The 21,093-nt window shown below is 74.8% G+C and carries 19 protein-coding genes; 12 read left to right on the top strand and 7 right to left on the bottom strand.

All coding sequences use genetic code 11. The annotated features are described in order from the left end of the window. The first annotated feature begins 44 nt into the window (after positions 1–44). The 3 genes from LC193_RS25170 (at position 45) to LC193_RS25160 (ending at position 3,621) form a co-directional block, all read left to right on the top strand. Entirely contained in the window at positions 45–1,118 is a 1,074-nt protein-coding gene (locus LC193_RS25170; RefSeq protein WP_226077665.1) for a glutamate--cysteine ligase, read from the top strand. A 268-nt stretch (positions 1,119–1,386) separates the two neighbouring features. Further along, positions 1,387–2,478, top strand: a complete 1,092-nt coding sequence (locus LC193_RS25165) for a lytic polysaccharide monooxygenase (protein WP_226077664.1) — start codon at positions 1,387–1,389, stop codon at positions 2,476–2,478. A gap of 222 nt (positions 2,479–2,700) precedes the next feature. Then, positions 2,701–3,621 carry a lytic polysaccharide monooxygenase auxiliary activity family 9 protein gene (locus tag LC193_RS25160; RefSeq protein WP_226077663.1) on the top strand — a complete coding sequence of 307 codons (921 nt, stop codon included), beginning with the start codon at positions 2,701–2,703 and terminating at the stop codon, positions 3,619–3,621. A 154-nt stretch (positions 3,622–3,775) separates the two neighbouring features. Here LC193_RS25160 and LC193_RS25155 read toward each other — a convergent pair whose 3' ends face one another. Beyond that, complete coding sequence (locus LC193_RS25155) at positions 3,776–4,366, bottom strand: DUF1707 and FHA domain-containing protein (protein WP_226077662.1); 591 nt, start codon at positions 4,364–4,366, stop codon at positions 3,776–3,778. A gap of 244 nt (positions 4,367–4,610) precedes the next feature. On the opposite strand from LC193_RS25155, the gene LC193_RS25150 reads away from it, so the two are divergent. The 4 genes from LC193_RS25150 (at position 4,611) to LC193_RS25135 (ending at position 8,551) form a co-directional block, all read left to right on the top strand. Further along, positions 4,611–5,543 carry a GNAT family N-acetyltransferase gene (locus LC193_RS25150; RefSeq protein ID WP_226077661.1) on the top strand — a complete coding sequence of 311 codons (933 nt, stop codon included), beginning with the start codon at positions 4,611–4,613 and terminating at the stop codon, positions 5,541–5,543. Positions 5,544–5,600: 57 nt separating this feature from the next. Further along, complete coding sequence (gene treZ / locus LC193_RS25145) at positions 5,601–7,424, top strand: malto-oligosyltrehalose trehalohydrolase (RefSeq protein ID WP_226077660.1); 1,824 nt, start codon at positions 5,601–5,603, stop codon at positions 7,422–7,424. 114 nt (positions 7,425–7,538) lie between these two features. After that, positions 7,539–8,033 carry an ArsR/SmtB family transcription factor gene (locus LC193_RS29125; RefSeq protein WP_318842184.1) on the top strand — a complete coding sequence of 165 codons (495 nt, stop codon included), beginning with the start codon at positions 7,539–7,541 and terminating at the stop codon, positions 8,031–8,033. Next, positions 8,030–8,551: an SRPBCC domain-containing protein gene (locus LC193_RS25135; protein WP_226077659.1), complete on the top strand. Its 522-nt coding sequence runs from the start codon at positions 8,030–8,032 to the stop codon at positions 8,549–8,551. The genes LC193_RS29125 and LC193_RS25135 overlap by 4 nt, the downstream gene beginning before the upstream one ends. A gap of 66 nt (positions 8,552–8,617) precedes the next feature. Here the strand turns inward: LC193_RS25135 and msrB are convergent, their stop codons facing one another. The 4 genes from msrB to LC193_RS25115 all read right to left on the bottom strand — a co-directional run bounded on the left by msrB (position 8,618) and on the right by LC193_RS25115 (position 11,944). Continuing rightward, entirely contained in the window at positions 8,618–9,034 is a 417-nt protein-coding gene (gene msrB, locus LC193_RS25130; RefSeq protein ID WP_226077658.1) for a peptide-methionine (R)-S-oxide reductase MsrB, read from the bottom strand. A gap of 23 nt (positions 9,035–9,057) precedes the next feature. Continuing rightward, positions 9,058–10,467: a UDP-N-acetylmuramate--L-alanine ligase gene (gene murC, locus LC193_RS25125; RefSeq protein ID WP_226077657.1), complete on the bottom strand. Its 1,410-nt coding sequence runs from the start codon at positions 10,465–10,467 to the stop codon at positions 9,058–9,060. A gap of 89 nt (positions 10,468–10,556) precedes the next feature. Further along, positions 10,557–11,024 carry an indole-3-glycerol phosphate synthase gene (locus LC193_RS25120; protein ID WP_226077656.1) on the bottom strand — a complete coding sequence of 156 codons (468 nt, stop codon included), beginning with the start codon at positions 11,022–11,024 and terminating at the stop codon, positions 10,557–10,559. A gap of 116 nt (positions 11,025–11,140) precedes the next feature. Next, the gene (locus LC193_RS25115; protein WP_226077655.1) at positions 11,141–11,944 is read right to left on the bottom strand and encodes a pyrimidine reductase family protein; all 804 of its coding nucleotides are present in this window, start codon (positions 11,942–11,944) and stop codon (positions 11,141–11,143) included. Positions 11,945–12,036: 92 nt separating this feature from the next. On the opposite strand from LC193_RS25115, the gene zapE reads away from it, so the two are divergent. From zapE to LC193_RS25090, 5 genes are all read left to right on the top strand, one after another. Continuing rightward, positions 12,037–13,155: a cell division protein ZapE gene (gene zapE, locus LC193_RS25110; protein ID WP_226077654.1), complete on the top strand. Its 1,119-nt coding sequence runs from the start codon at positions 12,037–12,039 to the stop codon at positions 13,153–13,155. A 58-nt stretch (positions 13,156–13,213) separates the two neighbouring features. After that, positions 13,214–14,074, top strand: a complete 861-nt coding sequence (locus LC193_RS25105; protein WP_226077653.1) for a PPK2 family polyphosphate kinase — start codon at positions 13,214–13,216, stop codon at positions 14,072–14,074. A gap of 114 nt (positions 14,075–14,188) precedes the next feature. Beyond that, a complete protein-coding gene (locus tag LC193_RS25100; protein WP_226077652.1) occupies positions 14,189–14,704 on the top strand; it encodes an RNA polymerase sigma factor in 516 nt (171 codons plus the stop codon). Beyond that, complete coding sequence (locus LC193_RS25095; RefSeq protein ID WP_226077651.1) at positions 14,701–15,327, top strand: hypothetical protein; 627 nt, start codon at positions 14,701–14,703, stop codon at positions 15,325–15,327. The genes LC193_RS25100 and LC193_RS25095 overlap by 4 nt, the downstream gene beginning before the upstream one ends. A gap of 87 nt (positions 15,328–15,414) precedes the next feature. Then, positions 15,415–18,819: a S8 family serine peptidase gene (locus tag LC193_RS25090; RefSeq protein WP_226077650.1), complete on the top strand. Its 3,405-nt coding sequence runs from the start codon at positions 15,415–15,417 to the stop codon at positions 18,817–18,819. 67 nt (positions 18,820–18,886) lie between these two features. On the opposite strand, the gene hemQ is transcribed toward LC193_RS25090, so the two are convergent. Then, on the bottom strand, positions 18,887–19,597 hold the full coding sequence (gene hemQ / locus LC193_RS25085; protein WP_226077648.1) for a hydrogen peroxide-dependent heme synthase: 711 nt from the start codon (positions 19,595–19,597) through the stop codon (positions 18,887–18,889). 4 nt (positions 19,598–19,601) lie between these two features. Beyond that, positions 19,602–21,005: a protoporphyrinogen oxidase gene (hemG, locus tag LC193_RS25080; RefSeq protein WP_226077646.1), complete on the bottom strand. Its 1,404-nt coding sequence runs from the start codon at positions 21,003–21,005 to the stop codon at positions 19,602–19,604. Positions 21,006–21,093 lie beyond the last annotated feature (88 nt).

Below are 21,093 nucleotides of genomic sequence, written 5' to 3'. Positions count from 1 at the left end.
CGCGTACGCGGTGTTCCGCGCCCCTCGCAGGGTAGGCGGGCAGCGTGACCAGGACCGTTGGGGTGGAAGAAGAGCTGCTGCTCGTCGACGCGGTGACCGCGGAGCCGCGCGCCGTGGCGGGGGCCGTGCTGGCCGGGGAGCCGGAGGACGTGGTGGTGGCGGAGCTGCAACAGCAGCAGCTTGAGACCAACACCAGGCCCTGCTCCTCCCTGGACGAGCTGGCCGCCGAGATCGTCCGCTGGCGCCGCCACGCCGCGGCGCTGGCCCGCGAGGAGGGGGCGCGCGTCGCCGCGCTCGCCACCTCTCCGCTGCCGGTCGCTCCCGAACTGACGCCCAAGGGCCGCTACCTGCGGATGGCGCGCGCGTTCGGGCTCACCACGCAGGAACAGCTCACCTGCGGCTGCCACGTGCACGTCGGCGTCGACTCGGACGAGGAGGGCGTGGCCGTCCTCGACCGGATCCGGCCCTGGCTGGCCCCGCTGCTGGCCCTCACCGCCAACTCCCCTCTGTGGCAGGGCCAGGACACCGGCTACGCCGGCTACCGCCACCAGATATGGGGGCGGTGGCCGACGACGGGCCCGCAGGAGGTCTTCGGCTCGGCCGCGCGCTACCACGCCACGGTCGACTCGCTGCTCGCCACCGGGACGCTGCTCGACATCGGCATGGTGTACTTCGACGCCCGGCTCTCCGCCGCCCACCCCACGGTCGAGGTGCGCATCGCGGACGTGTGCCAGGACGCCGAGGACGCGGTGCTCCTGGCGGCACTGGTGCGCGGCCTGGTCGAGACCGCGGCGCGCGAGTGGGCCGACGGCCGCCCGCCGCCCGAGGGCAGCGCCGCGCAGTTGCGGCTGGCCGCCTGGCGGGCCAGCCGTTCCGGGCTGCGCGACGCCCTGGTCCACCCCCTCACGCACCGGCCCGCCGCGGCGCGCGAGGTCATCGAGGCGCTGGTGGCGCACGTGGCCCCCGCGGTGAAGGACATCGGCGACCTCGCCCTGGTCCGCGCGGGCGTGGACCGCGTCCTGACCCGGGGCAACGGGGCGTCGCGGCAGTTGCGGACCCTCGCCTCCGCCGGGCCGGCCGGCGTGATCCGCGAGGCGGTGGCGCGGACCACCGCCTGAGACGGGCGCACGCGGACCGGGTGAGGGCCGGGCCGCACCCGGTCCCGGCGCCGGAACGGGTCCGCGCGCCGCCCCGGGGCGCGGTCCGCGCCCCGGAGTTCCGCCCGCTCGCGCTCTGAACTACCGCCGCGTCCGCACACTTTCCGCGCGAAGCCTTTACACCGGAGGCGGCCACCGCTACGTTCACGGCACTTGGGAGCGCTCCCATCACGGTTCGCCCTCATTCCCGAGGGCCACTGGCTCAGCACGCCGGAAGGGACGCAACGCGATGAGAGAACGAGCCACCCCCCGCACGCGCCGGAGGAGACCGGCCCTGCTGGTCCTCCTCGCGGCGCTGCCCGCGCTGTGCATGGTGATGTTCACCGGCGGCAGCGCGGCGGCGCACGGCGCGCCGATGGACCCCGGCAGCCGCACCTACCTGTGCTGGAAGTACAGCGTCACCGAGAGCGGCGCGATGGACCCCGCGAACCCGGCCTGCCGGGCAGCGCTCCAGGAAGGCGGCGCGAACGCCTTCTACAACTGGTTCGCCGTGCTCCAGTCCAACGGCGGCGGCAGGACCGAGGGCTACATCCCCGACGGCCAGCTGTGCAGCGGCGCGGCCACCGTCTACGACTTCTCCGGCTTCGACCTGCCGCGTACGGACTGGCCCTACACGCACGTGACGGCCGGTGACACCTACGAGTTCACCTACAACCCGTGGGCCCACCACCCCGGCACGTTCCACACCTATGTGACGGAGGACGGCTGGGACCCGACCCAGCCGCTGACCTGGGACGACATCGAGGACGAGCCCTTCCACTCCGAGACCGACCCGCCCTACCGCGGCTCGGTCGGCAACGCCGAGTCCGAGTACTACTGGGACGTCGAACTCCCCTCGGACAAGACCGGCCGCCACATCATCTACACCGTCTGGGAGCGCTCCGACAGCCAGGAGACGTTCTACGGCTGCTCCGACGTGGTGTTCGACGGGGGCAACGGCGAGGTGACCGTCCCGGGTGACGACGGCGGCGAGCCCGGACCCGGCCCGGGTCCCGACCCCGGCCCCGACCCGGAGGACGGCTTCTGCGCGGCGAGCCTGGGCACCGTGAGCAGCTGGAACGGCGGCTTCCAGGCGGAGGTGCGGGTCACCAACAACAGCGACGCGCCGATCACCAACTGGACCGCGTCGTGGAGCCAGCCGGCGGGCAACGCGATCCAGAGCGTCTGGAACGGCGCCTGGGAAGCCCATGGCAACCACATCATGGTGCGAAACGCGGCGTGGAACGGTTCGCTGGCACCGGGCGCGTCCACGACGTTCGGCTACACGTCCAACGGCGCGCCGCCTCCGGCGAGCACGGCGATCAGCTGCGGCGTCTCCTGACGACAGCCGCGGCCCGAGGCTCCGGCCGGCACCCGGCCGGCCGGAGCCCGGCGCGCGAGGCCGTTCCGGACGCCCGCCGGCCGAGCGGGCGCCGGCGCGAACGATGGCGCACGACCCTTTACAGGCGCGCACGCCCGGCGCTACGGTCCGGATTGGGAGCGCTCCCACCTTGGCACCCCTCTGGTTACCCCCACCTCATCACGGCGAAAGGGACGCAACGCGATGAGTGACCGAGTGAAGACCAACAGGCGCCTGCGCAGGGCCGGGCTGCTGACCGCACTGGCGAGCCTGCCCGCGATGGCCACGGTGATGTTCACCGGCGGCAGCGCGGCGGCGCACGGCGCGCCGATGGACCCCGGCAGCCGCACCTACCTGTGCTGGAAGTACAGCCTCGACAGCACCGGCGCGGTCAACCCGACGAACCCCGCCTGCCAGGCCGCGCTCGACAAGGGCGGCGCGAACGCCTTCTACAACTGGTTCTCCGTCCTCCAGTCCAACGGCGGCGGCAGGACCGAGGGCTTCATCCCCGACGGCCAGCTGTGCAGCGGCGCGGCCACCGTGAACGACTTCTCCGGCTTCGACCTGCCGCACGCCGACTGGCCCTACACGAGCGTGACGGCCGGTGACACCTACGAGTTCACCTACAACCCGTGGGCCCACCACCCCGGGACCTTCCACCAGTACGTCACGGAGGACGGCTGGGACCCGACCCAGCCGCTGACCTGGGACGACATCGAGGACGAGCCCTTCCACTCCGAGACCGACCCGCCCTACCGCGGCTCGGTCGGCAACGCCGAGTCCGAGTACTACTGGGAGTCCCAGCTGCCCTTGGACAAGTCCGGCCGCCACATCATCTACACCGTCTGGGAGCGCTCCGACAGCGAGGAGACGTTCTACAGCTGCGCCGATGTCGACTTCAACGGCGGCAACGGCGAGGTCACCGTCCCGGGCGTCACGGACGCCGAGGCCGAGCGGTCGGAGGAGGCCGCCGCGGCGTTCGAGGAGCGGAACGCACCGCAGGTGAGCGGCGCGCTCGGCACCCAGCACGAGCACGGCGCCCACGCCGGGCACGGCTCCGACGGCGAGCTCTCGCCCGTCGTCGCCGCCGTGGTGCGGGCCGCCGGCGGTCTGCTGCCCGGCTGATCCGCCGGCCGCCGCACACCGCTGACTCCGGTCTGCCGCCCCACCTCCCAGCCCCCGCTCGGGCGGCAGACCGGCTCACCCCCACGCGCCCGCGCCGCCCGGCGCGGGCACGCGAGCGCGTCGCCGCCGCGACCGGCGCGCCGGGACCGGCCGTTCAGACGCCTCGCCGGTCGCCGCCGTGGGCCGCCAGCCGGAACGCGACGGCACCGAACCTGACCAGGTCCCCCGGCCCGACCGGCGCGCTGCCCGCGACGCGCCGCCCGTTGACCCAGGTGCCGTTGGCGGAGCCGAGGTCGGTCAGCACCCACTGCCGCCCCGAGCAGGCGAGCACGGCGTGGCGGCGGGAGACGCTGCCGTCGTTCAGCCGCAGTCCTGAGCCCGGCATCCGGCCGATGCCCAGCGGGGCGCGCCCGGACGCGGGCAGCACCAGTTCGGGCAGCCGGCCGGCCTGCCACGCGAGTTTGAGCCGGCCGGGGAACGTGACGAGCCGGGTCACCGAGGCGGTGAGCCGGCCGCCGCGCACGGGGGCGGGGGCGGGGGCCGTCACCGGCCGGTCGGGCAGGTCGCGGAGCACCGCGGTGAGGTCGGCCGGCAGCCGCGCGGCCAGCACGAGTTCGACGCGCCGCGAGAACGTGTCCTGGGAGACCCGCCCCTCGACGACTCCCTCGCGGAGCACGTCGAGCGCGTGCTCCCGGTCCTGATCCGATATGCGCGAAGGACAGGAACTGTGATCGACCGGGATCATGGCGGAATTGTCCGCGAGTCCGCCGCCCGCTGTCCAGAAGTCAGTTCCTCTACGTCCAGGCACAAGTCCCTGTACGGGCGCCGGACGGTGATCTAGGGTGGGGGCCACGCCCATGAGCAGGGAAGGAGGCGTCGCCATGGTTTCCGTCAGGACACGTGTTGTCACCAGTGCGCGCTTCCGCCGCCCCTCCGCCGGGCGTTTCCCGGGCTGACCGGAGGCGTCGCACGCCTCCGGAAGGACTGTCATGACCGCTTCGCTGGTCATTCGCTCGCTCGCCGGCCTCACCGCCGACGAGGCGTCTGCACTCTTCACCTCCCTGCCCGACCCCGGCCTCGTGGGCCGGCCGCTGCTCGGGCCGCCGCACGGCACGTTCGCGACGGTGGCGGCCGGCGGCCCGTACCGGCCCGAGTGGACGTGGGTCGCTTCGCGCGGGCCCGAGGTCGTGGCGCGGGCCGCGTTCTGGGGCGGGCCCGAGGACACCGCGCCGCTGGCCCTCGACTGGTTCGACTTCACGGACCCGGCCGCGGGCACGGAACTGCTGCGCCGGGTGCCGCTGCGCGCCGACTTCGAACTGATCCTGCCGCCCGCCTGGCGGGAGGCCCCGGCGGTGCGCGCGGCGGCCGACGCCAGGATCGCGGCGGCCGGTGCGGCCGGCTACCGGCCCCTGGTGGAACGGTTCCGCTACCTGTGGACGCCCGCGTGCGGGCTGCCGGAACGCCCGGAGCGTCTTGTGTTCCGGCCCGAGCCGGACGACGAGGTGATCCTCGACGTGCTGCGCCGGGTGCACAGCAGGACGCTCGACGCGCACGCGCTGCGCGCGATCGAACGCGGCGGGGCGGACCTCGCGGCCCGCGAGGAACTCGACTTCTTCCGCTGGTGCCCGTCGCCGCGCGCGTGGTGGCGCCTGGCGTGGACGCCGGACGGCGAACTCGCCGGCATCGCCGTCCCGGCCCGCAACCAGACGACGCCGGTGATCGGCTTCATCGGCGTGGTGCCCGAGGCCAGGGGCCACGGCTACGGCCACGACCTGCTGGTGGAGTGCACGCACCTCCTCGCGGCCGAGGGGGCCGGGGAGATCGCCGCCGCCACGGACCTGGGGAACGCGCCGATGGCCGCGGCGTTCGCCCGGGCGGGCTATCCGGTGACGCAGATCCGGGTGTGCATGTCCGCGCCGTGAGCACACGCCGGGGCGGCGGTCTGGGATTCCGCCGCCCCGGCACGGAGCATGGTGCCCATGCTTTTCGAGGTATGGGCGCCACGGGCGCAACGCGTCACGCTCCAGCTGTCGGGACGGCCGGTCGAGATGGCCAGGGACCCCGGTGAGGACCGCCGGGGCTGGTGGCGTGCCGAGGCGCCGGCCGAGCCCGGCGACCGGTACGGCTACGCGCTCGACGACGGCGAGGTGCTGCCCGACCCGCGCGCCCGGCGCCTGCCGGACGGGCCCGAGCGGCCGGGGGCGGTGACCGATCCCGAGCGGTTCGGGTGGCGCCGGCCGTGGCCAGGGCGCGGCCTCGACGGCGCGGTGCTGTACGAGCTGCACGTGGGCACGTTCACGCACGAGGGCACGTTCGACGCGGCGGCCGGGCGGCTCGGCCACCTGGCCGCGCTCGGCGTCACTCACGTGGAGCTGATGCCGGTGTCGCCGTTCCCCGGACGGCACGGCTGGGGCTACGACGGCGTCGCGCCGTGGGCGGTGCACGAGCCGTACGGCGGGCCCGAGGGGCTGGCGCGCTTCGTCGACGCCGCGCACGAGCACGGCCTCGGCGTGGTCCTCGACGTGGTGCACAACCACCTGGGCCCTTCGGGGAACCGGCTGCCCGAGTTCGGCCCCTACTTCACCGACCGGCACCACACGCCGTGGGGCGCGGCGGTCAATCTGGACGCGCCGGGTTCCGACGAGGTCAGGGCGTACTTCATCGGCAGCGCCCTGGCCTTCCTGCGGGACTACCGCCTCGACGGGCTGCGCCTGGACGCCGTGCACGAGCTGGCCGACGACCGGGCCGAGCACATGCTGGCCGAGTTGTCGCGCGCGGTGGACTCGCTGGCCGAGGACACGGGCCGGCCGCTGTTCCTGATCGCCGAGTCCGACCGGAACGATCCGCGCACCACGGCCCCGCGCGCGGCCAACGGCCTCGGCCTGCACGGCCAGTGGAACGACGACTTCCACCACGCGCTGCACGCCGCGCTCACCGGCGAGGCGCAGGGCTACTACGCGGACTTCGCGCGGGCCCCGCTGGCGGCGCTGGCGGCCACGGTCACGCGGGGCTTCTTCCACGACGGCGGGTACTCGGCGTTCCGGGGCCGCCGGCACGGCCGCCCGCTCGACCCGGGAACGACGCCGGCGCACCGCCTGGTGGGCTACGCGCAGACGCACGACCAGATCGGGAACCGGGCGCTCGGCGACCGGCTGACCACGCTGGCCGGCCGGGAGAGAACGGCGCTGGCCGCCGCGCTCGTGCTGTGCGGCCCGTTCACGCCGATGCTGTTCATGGGCGAGGAGTGGGGGGCCGAGGAGCCGTGGCAGTACTTCACCGACCACCAGGACCCGGCGCTCGCCGAGGCGGTGCGGTCGGGCCGGCGCAGGGAGTTCGCCGCGCACGGCTGGGCGGCCGACGACATCCCCGACCCGCAGGACCCGGCGACGCGGGACCGCTCGTGCCTGCGGTGGCCGGAGGACCCGGAGCGGGCGTGGTACGGCGCCCGGCCGGAACGGCCCGAGGAGGCGGAGCGGCTGGAGTGGCACCGGCGGCTGATCGCGATCCGCCGCGAGCACCTGCCGCCCGGGCTGCGCCTGGCCGAGGTGCGGGCGGCGTTCGACGAGGCGGCCGGCTGGCTCGTGGTGCACAGCGGCCCGTTGGCGGTCGCGCTCAACTTCTCCGCCGAGGCGGCCGTGACGGCGGGACTCGGGCCCGGGGCCTTCGAGTTGCTGGCCGCGACGCACCGGTGCGCGCCGCCGGGTCCTGGCGGCCGGCTCGGGCTGCCGCCCGAGTCGGCCGCGGTCCTGGTGCGCGGCGACTGGGCGCGCGAGCCCGGGGACGGGGTCCCCGGCTCGGGCTGACCGGCGGCCGGGGGGACGGGCCCGGCGCGGCCAGCGGCGCGCCGGGCCGGTGTCGTGAGAACGCCGCGCGCATATGCGCTTGCGGTCATATGCTTGTGCGGTGATACTCGGGGCATGGACGGCTTCGCGGTACTCGCGGACGGCACCCGCCGACGCATCCTCGACCTGCTGCGGCAGGAGCCGCGGGACGTGGGCACCATCGTCGCCTCGCTCGGTCTGAGCCAGCCGAACGCCTCCAAGCACCTGCGTGTGCTGCGCGACGCGGGTCTCGTGGAGGTGACGGCCGAGGGGCCGCGCCGCGTCTACCGGCTGACCGACGCCCCGCTGCACGAGGTCGAGGAGTGGCTGCGGCCCTATCGCGAACGCTGGACCCGCGGCTTCGACGCGCTGGACCGGCGCCTCGCCGGGCACCGCGCGCGCCGGTCGTCCGGCGGTCCTGGCGACCGTCCGCGTGCCACCGGCACGACCGCCGGCACGGACACGGACACCGACGCGACTCCCGGCACCGGCACCGACGCGCCCCCAGGACCCGACCCGCCGCCGACCGCGCCGGACGGCGGAACGCCGCGGCACCAGGCGCCCCCGAGCACCCCGAGGAAGGCACCATGACGCATTCGCTCCCCCAGCAGCCCGCCCAGGGCGCGCTCGGCCGCGCGGCCGACGGCCGCTGGTCCCTCTCGCTCGACCGCGAGTTCGCCCACCCCGTCGCGGACGTGTGGGCGGCGCTCACCGAGGCGCGGCAGGTGCCCCGGTGGGCGCCGTTCATCCCGAGCCGCGACCTCGACGCGCCGGGACCCGTCGACCTGCCGGAACGCCCCGGCGAGGCGCCGGCCCGCGGCGAGGTCCGCGTCGTCGAGCCGCCGCGCCTGCTCGTGCTCGACTGGGACGAGGACGAGCTGCGCTTCGAGCTGACCCCGACCGGACGCGGCACGCTGCTGCGGTTCGTCCACACGTTCGCCGACCGGCCGCAGGCGGCGAGTTACGCGGCGGGCTGGCACCTGTGCCTGGCCGCCCTCACCGGGCTGCTCGACGGGCTCGACCTGCCGCGCGTCGTCGGCGCCGAGGCGCGCGAGCACGGCTGGGAGCCGCTGCACGCCGAGTACACCGGGCTGTTCGGCGAGGGCTGAGCCCTCACGCGCGGCGGCGCCCCCGGCCCGGCCGTGCGCCGGGCCGGGTCAGGAGCTCCGGCCGGGTCAGGAGCCCTGGCCGGACGGGGTGAGGCGGACGGCGATGGAGTTGATGCAGTACCGCAGGTCCGTCGGGGTGTCGTACCCCTCGCCCGCGAACACGTGCCCGAGGTGCGAACCGCAGGTGGCGCACAGGACCTCCGTCCTGGGGCGCCCCGGCAGCGAGTGGTCCGGCCGGGTCTCGACGGCGTCGGTGTCCGCCGGGTCGAAGAACGACGGCCACCCGCAGTGCGACTCGAACTTCTCGTCGGAGCGGAACAGCTCGGCACCGCAGGCCCGGCAGGAGTACACACCCGCGGTCTTGGTGTCCGTGTACTCACCGGTGAACGCGGGCTCCGTGCCCGCCTGCCGCAGGACGCGGTACTCCTCGTCGCTGAGCTGCTCGCGCCACTGCTCGTCCGACTTCTCGACCTTGTAGCCCATGTCCTGGTTCCTTTCGTGCGCCGTCACCCGGAGAGCCGGGCGAGGATCTGCGGCCCGAGTTCCGTGACGTCACCCGCGCCCATGGTGAGAACGATGTCGCCCGGCCCCGCGATTCCCGCGACCGCGTCGGGAACGGTGCTTTTGTCCGCCACCGACCTGACGTCGGCGCCGTGCGCGCGGGCGGCGTCGACGATCAGCTCGCTGGTCACCCCGGGGATCGGGTCCTCGCGCGCCGGGTAGATGCCGAGGACCAGGCAGGCGTCGGCGAGCGCGAGGGCCCGGCCCATCTCCTCGGCGAGCTCCTTGGTGCGGCTGAACAGGTGCGGCTGGAAGGCCACGAGGACCCGGCCGCCTTCCGTCCCCTCGCGGATCGCCTCAAGGTCGGCGGCCATCTCGGTGGGGTGGTGGGCGTAGGAGTCGACGACCTGGACCCCGGCGGCTTCCCCCATGAGCTGGAGCCGGCGGCGCACGCCGGTGTAGGAGCCGAGCGCGTGCGCCAGCTCCTCCGCCGGCACGCCGGCGGCCACGCCCGCCGCGAGCGCGGCGACGGCGTTGTGCGCGTAGTGCCGGCCCGGCACCGCGACCCGGAACGCCAGCTCCCGGGCCGGAACGCCCTCACCGCCGATGGCCACGGTGACCTCGCTGGTCAGGCGGTCGGGGACGACACGCACCACCCGGAAGGCGGCCTCAGGGGCCTCGCCGTAGGTCACGATCCGCAGCCCCTGGCGGCCGGCGAGGCGCGCGGTCAGCTCGCGCGCGCCCGCCTGGTCCGCGTTGATCACCAGCGTGCCCCCGGCGCGCACGCGGCTGACGAAGACCTCGAACGACTCGTAGATCTCCTCCATCGAGGCGTAGTTGGCGTGGTGGTCGAGTTCGACGTTGAGGATCACCGCGACCTCGGGGCGGTAGCGGTGGAAGCTGCGGTCGCTCTCGTCCGCCTCGGCCACGAACAGGTCGCCGGTGCCCGCCTCCGCGTTCGACCCGGGAACGTCCAGGTCGCCGCCGATGGCGTAGCTCGGGGACAGACCGAGCCGGGTGAGGGCGACGGCGAGCATGGAGGTCGTCGTGGTCTTGCCGTGCGTGCCCGCCACCGCGATCGTGCGCAGGCCCGTCATCAGCGCCGCCAGCGCCTCGGAACGGTGCACCGCGGGGACGCCGCGCCTGGTGGCCTCGGCCAGCTCGGGGTTGTCCGCGCGGATGGCGCTCGACACCACGACGCTGCTGGCGTCTTCGGCCAGGTGCGCGGCGGCGTGGCCGACGTGCACCTCGACCCCGAGGGCGCGCAGGGCGGCGGCCGTCTCCGAGTCCTTCGCGTCGCTGCCCGCGACCCTGGCTCCGCGCCGGGCCAGGATCTTGGCGATCCCCGACATGCCGGCTCCCCCGATGCCGATGAAGTGGGGCCGGTCCATCGCGGGCGGAATCGCCGGTGTCATCGTGCAGTCTCCCTGGTCGAGGCGTGGGCTCCCCGATTGTCGCACCCGGTGCCGCGCGCGCGGGGCCCGGCCGGGCGGCGCGGGCCGGGTCATTCGCCGTGCGCGAAGAGCTTGAGCACCGGCACCCCGACCTTGTGCCTGGCCCGCGACGCCCAGTCGCGGTGGAACAGCTCTTCCACGAAGTGCGGCGCCGTCAGCACGACGACCTCGTCCGCACCCGTTTCCTCGACCACGGAGGAGAGCAGGTCGAGCGGGTGGTCCTCGACCACCTGGCCGACCGCGTCCGCGCCCGCCTCGCGCAGGGCGCGCAGCGAGTGGTCGAGCGCGCGCCTGGCCGGCTGGACGGCGTCACCGCCCTCCGGTTCCTCCCCCTCGCGCGCCGCGTCCCCCAACTCACCGAGGGCGACGTCGTCCAGCGCGCGCAGCAGCCGGTCCCGGTCCCCGCGCGGCTGCATCAGGACCACGAACGACTGGTGCTCCGCCCCGTGCAGGGTCGTGACCAGCTCGACGTCCGTGGGCACCAGGGGCTGCTCGATCATGAGAACGGTCGTGATCATCGGATAGCGCCCTTCGTCGGGCCGGGTCCCGCTGCCCCGGCAGAAACCATCCTTCCCCGCGGGCGCACGGAACGTTGCGCCTTTCAGTCTGCCCACACCAGGATAAGCGGAACGTGTCATTCCGCAGGTTGTCGCACCTGCCGGTACCGGCTCAGCAGAAAGCCGGAGTCCTCCAGCAGGTCGGTCAGCTCGAACTCCCACGGGGTACCCGACTCGGGGCCGCTCATCACCCGGGGCGCGGTGCCCACGGTGACCCGCGGCGCGGTGGTCAGGCACAGCTCGTCGACGACGCCGGCCGCCGCCAGCTGCCCGAGCAGCCGGGGCCCGCCCTCCGTGAGCAGCCGCGTGTACCCGAGCGCGGCCAGCTCCGGCTTCAGGCGCGCGGGGTCGACGCCGGCCCCCTCGCCCGCCGTGACCACGCGCACTCCCGCCTCGGCCGCGGCGGAGAGACCAGGGTGGGGGGCGTTGGCCCCGGTGAGCACCAGGGTCGGCACCACGGGCTCGGTGAACAGGGGCAGGGAGAAGTCCAGGTGCAGGCTCGCGCTGACCACGGCGATGGCCGGGACGGTGGTCTGGCCGGCCGCGCGCCGGCGCTCGATGAACTCCTCACGCCGGCGCGCGGGCCGGTAGCGTTCCTCGCGGACGGTCTCCGCGCCGACGATCACCACGTCGGCCAGCGCCCGCAGCACCCCGAACACGCGCATGTCCGCGGGCCCCGACAGCGGCCGGGAACGGCCGCCGTGGTGCGCTGCCCCGTCCGCCGAGGCGACCATGTTCGCGCGCAGCCAACTGCCCTCGGCCGGGTAGGCGTACGCGTCGGCGAGTTCGAGGAGATCCCACTCGCGGTCGGTGCCGTACTGGCGGTCGGCGCCGGCGGCCGGAGTCGTCCCGGCGGCCTGCGGGGGGAACAGACGTCGCATGGGGCGCAGTGTGGCACACGAGCCGCCGGCGGACCCGGGCCGGTCGCGGCCGCCCCGGCCGGGCCGCGGCCCGCCGCGTAGACTGGGAGACCGTGTCGACCAGCAGCGACCCGCCGTACGGCGGGCAGGAAGGCGGGCGGGGACCGGCCCCGGCGGCCCTCGCGGCCCGCGACCCGAGGGTGCCGGCCGAACGCCTGGTGACCGACCTGGCGCCGCCGCCGCGCTTCCGGGGCGCGCGGTTCGACACCTACGTGCCCGACCCGGCGCAGCCCTCGCAGCGGCTGGCGGTGAAGGCGCTTGAGGAGTTCGCCGCGGGACTCGGCGGGGCCGACTCCCCCGGCGCGCGCCGGACCATCTGGCCCCGGCGCGCACGCCGGCGCCCGTTGCCGGAGCCGCGCGGTGTGTATCTCGACGGCGGTTTCGGCGTCGGGAAGACCCACCTGCTCGCCTCGCTGTGGCACGCGGCGCCCGCGCCCGCGGCGGCCAAGGCGTTCACCACGTTCGGAGAGCTGACGGCCCTGGTGGGCGCCCTCGGCTTCCAGCCGGCCGTACGCGCCCTGTCCGGCCACCGGCTGCTGTGCGTGGACGAGTTCGAGCTCGACGACCCGGGCGACACCGTTCTGGTCTCCTCGCTGCTCGACCGCCTGGTCACCGAGGGCGTGGCGCTGGCCGCGACGTCCAACACCCTGCCGGGGCGGCTGGGCGAGGGACGGTTCGCCGCGGCCGACTTCCTGCGCGAGATCCAGGGCCTCGCCGCCCACTTCCGCACGCTGCGCGTGGACGGCGAGGACTACCGGCACCGCGGTCTGCCCCGCGCCCCCCGGCCGCCGGAGGCGGCCGAGGTGGCCCGGGCCGCGCACGCGCTCCCCGGCGCCTCGCTCGACGACTTCCCCACGCTGCTCGCCCACCTCGCGCGCGTCCACCCCAGCCGCTACGGCGCGCTGTGCGACGGCGTCTCGACGGTCTGCCTGACGGGCGTGCGGCCCGTGCCCGACCAGACGGCCGCGCTCCGCCTGGTCACCCTGGCCGACCGGCTCTACGACCGGGAGATCCCGGTGTACGCCTCGGGGGTGCCGCTCGACGAGCTGTTCGGCGCACAGATGCTGAACGGCGGCTACCGCAAGAAGTACTTCCGGGCCGTCTCCCGGCTGACGGCCCTGGCCCGCGAGGCCGCGGCCCGCGCCGAAGGGCCCGGCGGCCGGGCGCCCTGAGCCGCGCCGCCGCCGGCCCGGGTGGCGCGGCGGCCCGGGGGCGACCATCATCGGGGGGATGGACACGCCGCACAGCACAGAACCGTCCATCCGCGACCTGCTGCGCCTGCCGCCCGGCGGCCCGGCCGACCTGGCGGCGCATCCGACGGACGCCACACCCGGGTTCGAGGGCACCAAGCGGGAAGCGCTCGCGGAAGGCGCCGACACCGGACGCGAACTCGCCCGGCTCCAGGAGCGGTTGTACGCGGCGAGCACCGCGGGCGACCGGCGGCGGTTGCTGCTCGTGCTCCAGGGCATGGACACCTCGGGCAAGGGCGGCACCGTCAAGCACGTCGTCCGGTACTTCAACCCGGCCGGCTGCCGCATCCGCGCGTTCAAGGCGCCCACCGAGGAGGAACGCCGCCACCACTTCCTGTGGCGCGTGGCCAACGCCCTGCCGCAGGCCGGGGAGATCGGCATCTTCGACCGCTCGCACTACGAGGACGTACTGATCGCCCGGGTGCACGGGCTGGTGCCGCCACCGGTGTGGACGCGCCGCTACGACGAGATCAACGCGTGGGAGCGGATGCTGGCCGACGACGGCGTCACGTTCGTCAAGGTGTTCCTGCACCTCGGGTTCGACGAGCAGCGGCAGCGGCTCCTCGCCCGCCTCGACCGGCCGCGCAAGCACTGGAAGTTCAGCCCCGACGACATCTCCGAGCGCGCGCTGTGGCCCGGCTACCAGGAGGCGTACGCCGACGCGCTCGCCCGCTGCGGCACACAGGCCGCGCCCTGGTACCTCGTGCCCGCCGACCGCAAGTGGTACCGGAACTGGGCCGTGGGCCGGCTGCTGCTGGAACATCTGCGGGAGCTCGATCCGCAGTACCCGGCGGGCACGTTCGACGCCGAACGGACCCGCGCCCAACTGTTCGCCGAGTAGCGGACGTTCCCTTCTGCCACCGTTCTCGGGTCCCGAGGAAATTCTTCGCGCGGGGACTCAACATCCCGCGCCCCTCCTTCGTCATGTCTCTGCCGGGACGGGTCGAGGAGGACGATGCACCAGAAAGAGTTCGCGGACTGGTACGCGGCGCTGTGGCCGCGGGTGTTCCGCACCGTCGCCGTCGGCATCGGCGACCGCGACCTCGCCGAGGAAGCCGTCGCCGAGGCATTCGCCCGCGCGCTCGCCACCTGGCCCGCAGCGGCGCGCACGGACAACCCGGCGGCATGGCTCTACCGCGTCGCGGTGAACGAGGTGCGTTCGCGCTGGCGCAGAGGACGACTGGAGCGCCGGGTCCTGCAACGGCTCGCCGCCCGGCAGAGCGAGCGGACCGAGGCCCCCCCGACACCCGACGACGCGCTGTGGAACGCCGTCGCCGACCTGCCGCCCCGCATGCGCCGCATGGTCGCGCTGCGCTACGTCCTCGACCTCCCCGAGGCGGAGATCGCGTCCACGCTGCACGTCACGCGCGGCACGGTGGCGGCCACCCTCAGCAAGGCAAGGAAGACCCTCGCCGCCGTTCTGTCGTCCACGCACTCCGCTGCCCAGGCAGCCACCCGGGAGGGGTCATGACCCAGCCGCAACCCCCGGCGGAGGACCACGGTCTGAGCGGCGCGCTCAACGCCGTGCCCGCGCCGCCACCGCCACCGCTCGACGGCGTCGTGCGGCGCGCCCGAACGCTGCGCCGCCGCAGGCGCGCGGCCGTCACGGCCACCGTGGCGGGCACGGCCGCGGCGGCCGTCGCCGCCGTGGCGCTGGTCCTCCCGGCCGTGAGCGACGACAGGGCGCACAACCCGCCCGCCGCGCCCGCGGAGGACGGCGCGGAGTTCATCGACATCCCCCGTGCGGCGGTCATGGAGGTGGCGGCCCAGGAGGCCCTGGTCGAGACCCTTCGCGCCAACGGCATCGCCGCCGCCTACCTCGACGACCGCTGCGGGCCCCTGACCGCCCCCCTCGCACCCGACGCCGTCGAGGACGCCATCGACGCCGAACAGCCGGGCGAGTCGGGCGAGTTCCGGCTCTACCCCGACCGCGTACCGGAAGGCCACGTCCTGCTCGTCGCCCTCGACCGGGCCGAACACCCCGTCGGATTCGTCCCGCCCGAGGGCATCGGCGGCGGCGTGTCCGTCACCGGCCTCCGCCTCGCCGCAGGCGAACCACTGCCCACCTGCGTGCCGTCCCCCCTGCCCTGGTGACGGACGGCTCCGGATGGCCCCGCTGCCCCCGGGCAGCGGGGCCGTCCGGGGCGGCGCCGCTGCCCCACTCCACTCGTGAGGAGAAGCATGCCAAGACGCAGGCACAAACGCCTCGCCACGGTCTCGCTCGCCACCATGGCCACCCTCGCCACGTTCGCCGGTTCCGGGCCCGCCGGGGCCGCGCCGACCGCGGGAACACCGCCCACACAGACGCCGTCCACCCCGCAGCGGGCCGGTGAACCGGTGACGGTGACCCTGGTGACCGGGGACCGGGTCACGGTGACGCCGAGTTCGAACGGCGCCCCCTCGGTGAACGTCGAGCCCGCCCCCGACCGCGAGCCAGGCGTCGTCTTCGACGTCCGGGTCACCGGCGAGGACATCAGGGTCGTTCCGTCCGACGCCGGGCCGCTGCTCGCCGAAGGACGCCTGGACGAAGCCCTGTTCGACATCGACCGGTTGATCGAGGACGGGCTCGGCGACGCGCACACCACCACGACCCCGCTGATCGTCACCCAGCGCGGCACGGCGGCCACCCGGGCGGCGGACCTCGACGGCGCGGAGGCGGTCCGCGAGCTGCCGTCCATCGGCGGCGTGGCACTCGCCGCCGACAAGGCGGAGCCAGGACGCTTCTGGTCCGAGATCACGGGCGGCACCGGCCGCGACGCGGAGGGCGCCACCACGCTCGCCGCGAACGCGGGCACCATCTGGCTCGACGCACCGGTGCGGGCCGCGCTCGACCGCAGCGTGCCGCAGATCGGCGGCGACGCGGCGCGCGAGGCGGGCCTGACCGGCGAGGGCGTGACGGTCGCGGTCCTCGACACCGGCATCGACACCACGCACCCGGACCTCGACGACGCGGTGACAGGGGAGCGCGACTTCTCCGGCAGTTCGAGCGGCACGGCGGACGTCGCGGGCCACGGCACGCACGTCGCCTCGATCCTGGCCGGTTCCGGCGAGGCCTCCGACGGCACCCACGCGGGTGTCGCGCCGGACGCGGACCTGCTCAACGGCAAGGTGCTCGGCGACGACGGCTCCGGCTTCACCTCGCAGGTCATCGAGGGCATGGAGTGGGCCACGGAGCAGGGCGCGGACATCGTCAACATGAGCCTCGGCGGCGGTCTGAGTTCCGACGGCACCGACCCCATGTCGACGGCCGTCGACCGGCTGACCGAGGAGACCGGGACGCTCTTCGTCGTGTCGGCGGGCAACGCGCGGCTGATCGAGGCGCCGGCCGCGGCTGCCCATGCCCTCGCTGTCGGCAGCGTCGACCGGCAGGACCGGGTCAGTGAATCGAGCGGGCGGGGCCCGACACTCGACGGCCGCCTCAAGCCGGACCTCACCGCGCCGGGCGAGGGCATCACAGCCGCCAGGGCGGAGGGCACGGGCGAGGCCGCCGATGGCCCTTACACCGCTCTCAGCGGCACCTCCGTGGCCTCGCCGCACGTGGCGGGCGCCGCCGCGTTGCTCCAGCAGCGGCATCCCGACTGGCGGGCCGACCGGCTGAAGGGCTCGCTGATGAACAGCGCGCTCCGCACCCCGGGAGAGGCCCCTTACGCCCAGGGCGCGGGACGTGTCGACCTGACGCGCGCCCTGGAGCAACGCGTCGGTGCGCAACCGGTCTCCCTCACCACGCTCGTCCCCTGGCCCGGGGGCTCAGCGGAAGAAATCGTCACCTACCGCAACGACACGGACGAGCCCATCACCCTCACCCTGTCGGTCACGAACAGCGACGGCACTCCGGACTCCGGAGAGCATGTGTGGTTCGAGACGCCGGAGGTGACCGTACCGGCGGGTGGCACCACGGACGTGTCGCTGCGCATGAACGGCGCGCATCTGGACGACCAGGGGTGGGCCGGGTGGCTGACCGCGACGTCCGGGGACGGCGACGTGGTCATCGGCACGCCCATCACCATGCAGAGCGAAAGGCCGGGCCATGACGTCACCTTCGACGTCGTGGACCGGGACGGGCGGCCCGTCACCGACTTCGCCCGCCTGCGCCCCGCTCCCGTGCTCTACAGCCTGGAACGGCCGAACGACGTAGTGGACATGCAACTCGTCGGCGGCACGTGGACGGCCCATGTTCTCGCGGGTTCCTACCAGATGCTGACCGGCGTCGTGACTCCCGGCGCCGACGGCGCCCCCGACAGCCTCACGTACATCGTGAGTCCGGAGCTGACCGTTGACGGCAACCAGGAATTCACAGCGGACGCCCGAGAGGGCACACCGGTGAACGCCACGGTCGAGAGCCCGACCGCGACCCGGGCCGGCAGCCACCTCGGCCACTACACGGAGCACGGCCAGATGGGCTTGCTGATGCACGACGGCAGCGCCGCCCCGGACCTGTACGCGGTGCCCGTCACGGCCGAGGAGTACCCGCTCGCCTTCTTCTACCTCCAGTCCTTCGACGAACCAGCGGACGGCGACCCCGGCCGCCCGGCCGGCTACGACCTCGCGTTCTCCGAGCAGGGCCGCATCCCGGCCGATCTGACCTACGAGGTCGCCGACGAAGACCTCGCCACGGTCGAGTCCCGGGTGCACCATGGCGGTGACGCCGAGCTTGAGGGCATCTGGGGCCGCTCGGCGCACCTCGTGCCGGAAACGGAGGCGAATCCACCGGTTTCGTTCCCGGAGGTGTCCACGGGGCCCGCGCCCAGCAGCACGACCCGCTTGCTGTCCGCGAGGCTGGCCGACGGCTCCCCCGTCGGGTGGCGGTCCTCTTCGCTGCTCCGCCTGCCCGACGACGAGCCCGGTTCCGCGTCGGCGGGCGAGACCATGCTGACGTCCGAGCACTACACGGCCGGTGAACACCACGTCATCGCCTGGCGCAAGGCGGCCATCGGCCCCGCGGTCTTCTTCGCGGCCCATGGCACCGGCCAACTGATTCTCAACCTCGACGGCACGGTCGGCTCGCAGCCCGGCACCAACACCATAGGCGTCGGCGACGAGGACGGCTTGACCGAACGCATCACGCTGCGCCGCGACGGCCAGGAGGTCGGGTCCTGGGACGGCGACTTCGTGGACCCCGGGGTGCCGAACGAGCGCGCGGACTACGAACTGGAGCTGACCGCCTCGTCGGGCAGCACCCTGGCCCCCCTCGCTACGGAGGTCTCGGCCCGCTGGTCGTTCAGCTCCGCCGGCCCCGCCGAAGGCGAGCCCGGACGCCACCTGCCGCTGCCGACGCTGCGCATCGACGGCGACTTCGACCTGGCGAACCGGGCGCCCGCCGGGGAGCCGTTCGCCCTCGACCTCGTCGTCGACGGCTGGCAGGGCATCGAGCCCGCCCCGGTGGAGAGCATCACCCTGGAGGCGTCCTTCGACGACGGCGACACCTGGCGGCCGCTCCGGGTGACCGCGGAAGGCGACGGCCACACGGCCGGCGTCGCGCACCCGCCGGGGGCCGAGTTCGTGTCCCTGCGGGCGGCGGTGACCACCGAGGACGGCACCTCGCTCGAACAGACGGTGATCCGCTCCTACGCCCTCGCCCCGCGCTGACCGACCGGTCGCGCGGACGCGTCGAACCGTGCCGCCCCGGCTCCCGCCGGGGCGGCACGTCCGCGCGTCAGGCCAGCTGGGCGACCAGCTCGGCGACCGGCTTGCGGCGGCCGGTGAAGAACGGGACCTCCTCGCGCACGTGGCGCCTGGCCTCCGAGCCCCGCAGGTGCCGCATCAGGTCGACGATCCGGTGCAGCTCGTCGGCCTCGAACGCCAGGATCCACTCGTAGTCGCCGAGCGAGAAGGACGCGACGGTGTTCGCCCGCACGTCCGGGTAACCACGGGCCATCTTGCCGTGGTCGGCGAGCATGCGGCGGCGGTCCTCGTCCGGCAGCAGATACCACTCGTAGGAGCGAACGAACGGGTAGACGCTCACGTAGTCGCGCGGGGTCTCGTCGGCGAGGAACGCCGGGATGTGCGACTTGTTGAACTCCGCCGGGCGGTGCAGTGCCATGTTGGACCACACCGGCGCGAGGGCGCGGCCGAGCCGCGTGCGGCGGAAGAGGTTGTACGCCTCCTGGAGCGCGTCCGCGGTGCTCGCGTGCCACCAGATCATGACGTCCGCGTCCGCGCGCAGCCCCGACACGTCGTAGGTGCCGCGCACCGTGACGTCCTTGGCGGCCAGCTGCTCGAAGAGCTCGGTCACCTCGTCCGCGAACCCCGCCCGGTCCTCCGGCAGGACGTCCCGCAGCCGGAACACCGACCACAGCGTGTAGCGGATGGTGTCGTTCAGCTCCTTGGCGCGCTTGCCCACGGACTTCTCGGCTTCGTCAGTCATGCCGTCATTCTCCCGCGTCCTCGCGCGGGGCGGCGGGCAGGGTCCGCAGCAGCTCGGCCGCGGCCAGGTCCGCGCCCGCGATGCACGCCGGGATGCCCACGCCGTCGTACGCGGCGCCGCACAGGGCGAGTCCCGGCAGCCCGCCGAGGAAGCGGCGGACGCGCCCGACGCGGGCGTGGTGCCCGACGGTGTACTGCGGCAGCGCCCGGGTCCAGCGGGTGACGTCCGAGCCGACCGGCCGGCCCGTCAGCCCGGCCGCCTCGGCGAGATCGTCGAGCGCGGCCCGCACCAGGTCGGCGTCGTCCCAGGCCAGCGGCCCCTCCTCGCCGAACCGGCCGATGGAGGCCCGCAGCAGGAACACGCCGGGGTCGGCCGCCGCGGCCCAGTCCCACTTGCCGCTGGTGAACGTGGCCGCCTTGATGACGCGGCCGTCCACGGCCGGCACCAGGAAGCCGCTGCCGCGCGGCAGCGTGGCCAGGTCGGCGCGGCGGAAGGCCAGGGTGACGATGGCCATCGACGCGTACTCGATCGCGCCGAGTTCGCCCGCGGCGGCCGGTGCCTCGGCGGCCAGCAGGCGGCCCGCGTCGCCGGCCGGCACCGCGAGCACCACGCCGTCGGCCACCAGCGACCTGCCGTCGTTCAGCGCCGCCGCCCAGCCGCGGCCGGTGCGGCGCAGCCCGGTCACGGCCACGCCGGCCTCCAGCGTCGCGCCCTTGGCGCGGCAGTCCTCGGCGACGGCCTCCGCGAGCGTGGCCACGCCGCCCTCGACGCCGGTGAACACCGGCTCGCCCGGCGCCCGGTCCTTGGACTGCCGCTGAACGGCGCGCACGGCGGCCAGCAGCGAGTCGTGCTCGCGCGCGGCCTCGTACAGCCTGGGCACGGCGGAGCGCAGCGAAATGCGGTAGGCGTCGCCCGCGTAGACGCCGCCGAGCAGCGGCTCGACCAGGCGGTCGACGACCTCTCGCCCCATGCGTTCCGCGACGACCTCCCCGACGGCGACGTCCTCGCCGACGGCCAGGGGCGGCAGTTCGGTGTCGCGCGCGATCTGCGCGAGCCCGGTGTCCGAGAGGACGCCGGTGAGGGCGGCGGCCGTCGCGGGCACGCCCATGACCTGGTCCTGCGGCATCGGCCGCAGGGCTCCTCTGGTCCAGATGGCGGCGCCGGTCAGGGCGGGCGGGCGCAGGGCCTCACCGAGCCCGACGGCCCTGGCCAGCTCGATGGCCTCGGGGCGGCGGGCGAGAATCGACTCGGCCCCCAGGTCCACGCGGAGGCCGGCGACGAGGCCGGAGCGCAGCTTGCCGCCGAAGCGGTCGGAACCTTCGAGCACGGTCACACGGAGCCCGGCCGCCAGCAGCCGGTGAGCGGCGGCCAGGCCCGAGATACCGCCGCCGACGACGATCACATGCATGAGTCCACTCTTCCAGACCCGGGGGCGCGCCCCGCGCGTGGCCTGTCGGGCCAGGACGCGCGGGCGGGGAGGAGCCGGTGGCGCGGGA

The organism is Streptomyces marincola (genome assembly GCF_020410765.1).
GTDB lineage: Bacteria > Actinomycetota > Actinomycetes > Streptomycetales > Streptomycetaceae > Streptomyces > Streptomyces marincola.
The sequence above is the reverse complement of the archived record's forward strand: the minus strand, read 5'-3'. Positions and strand labels throughout refer to the sequence as shown.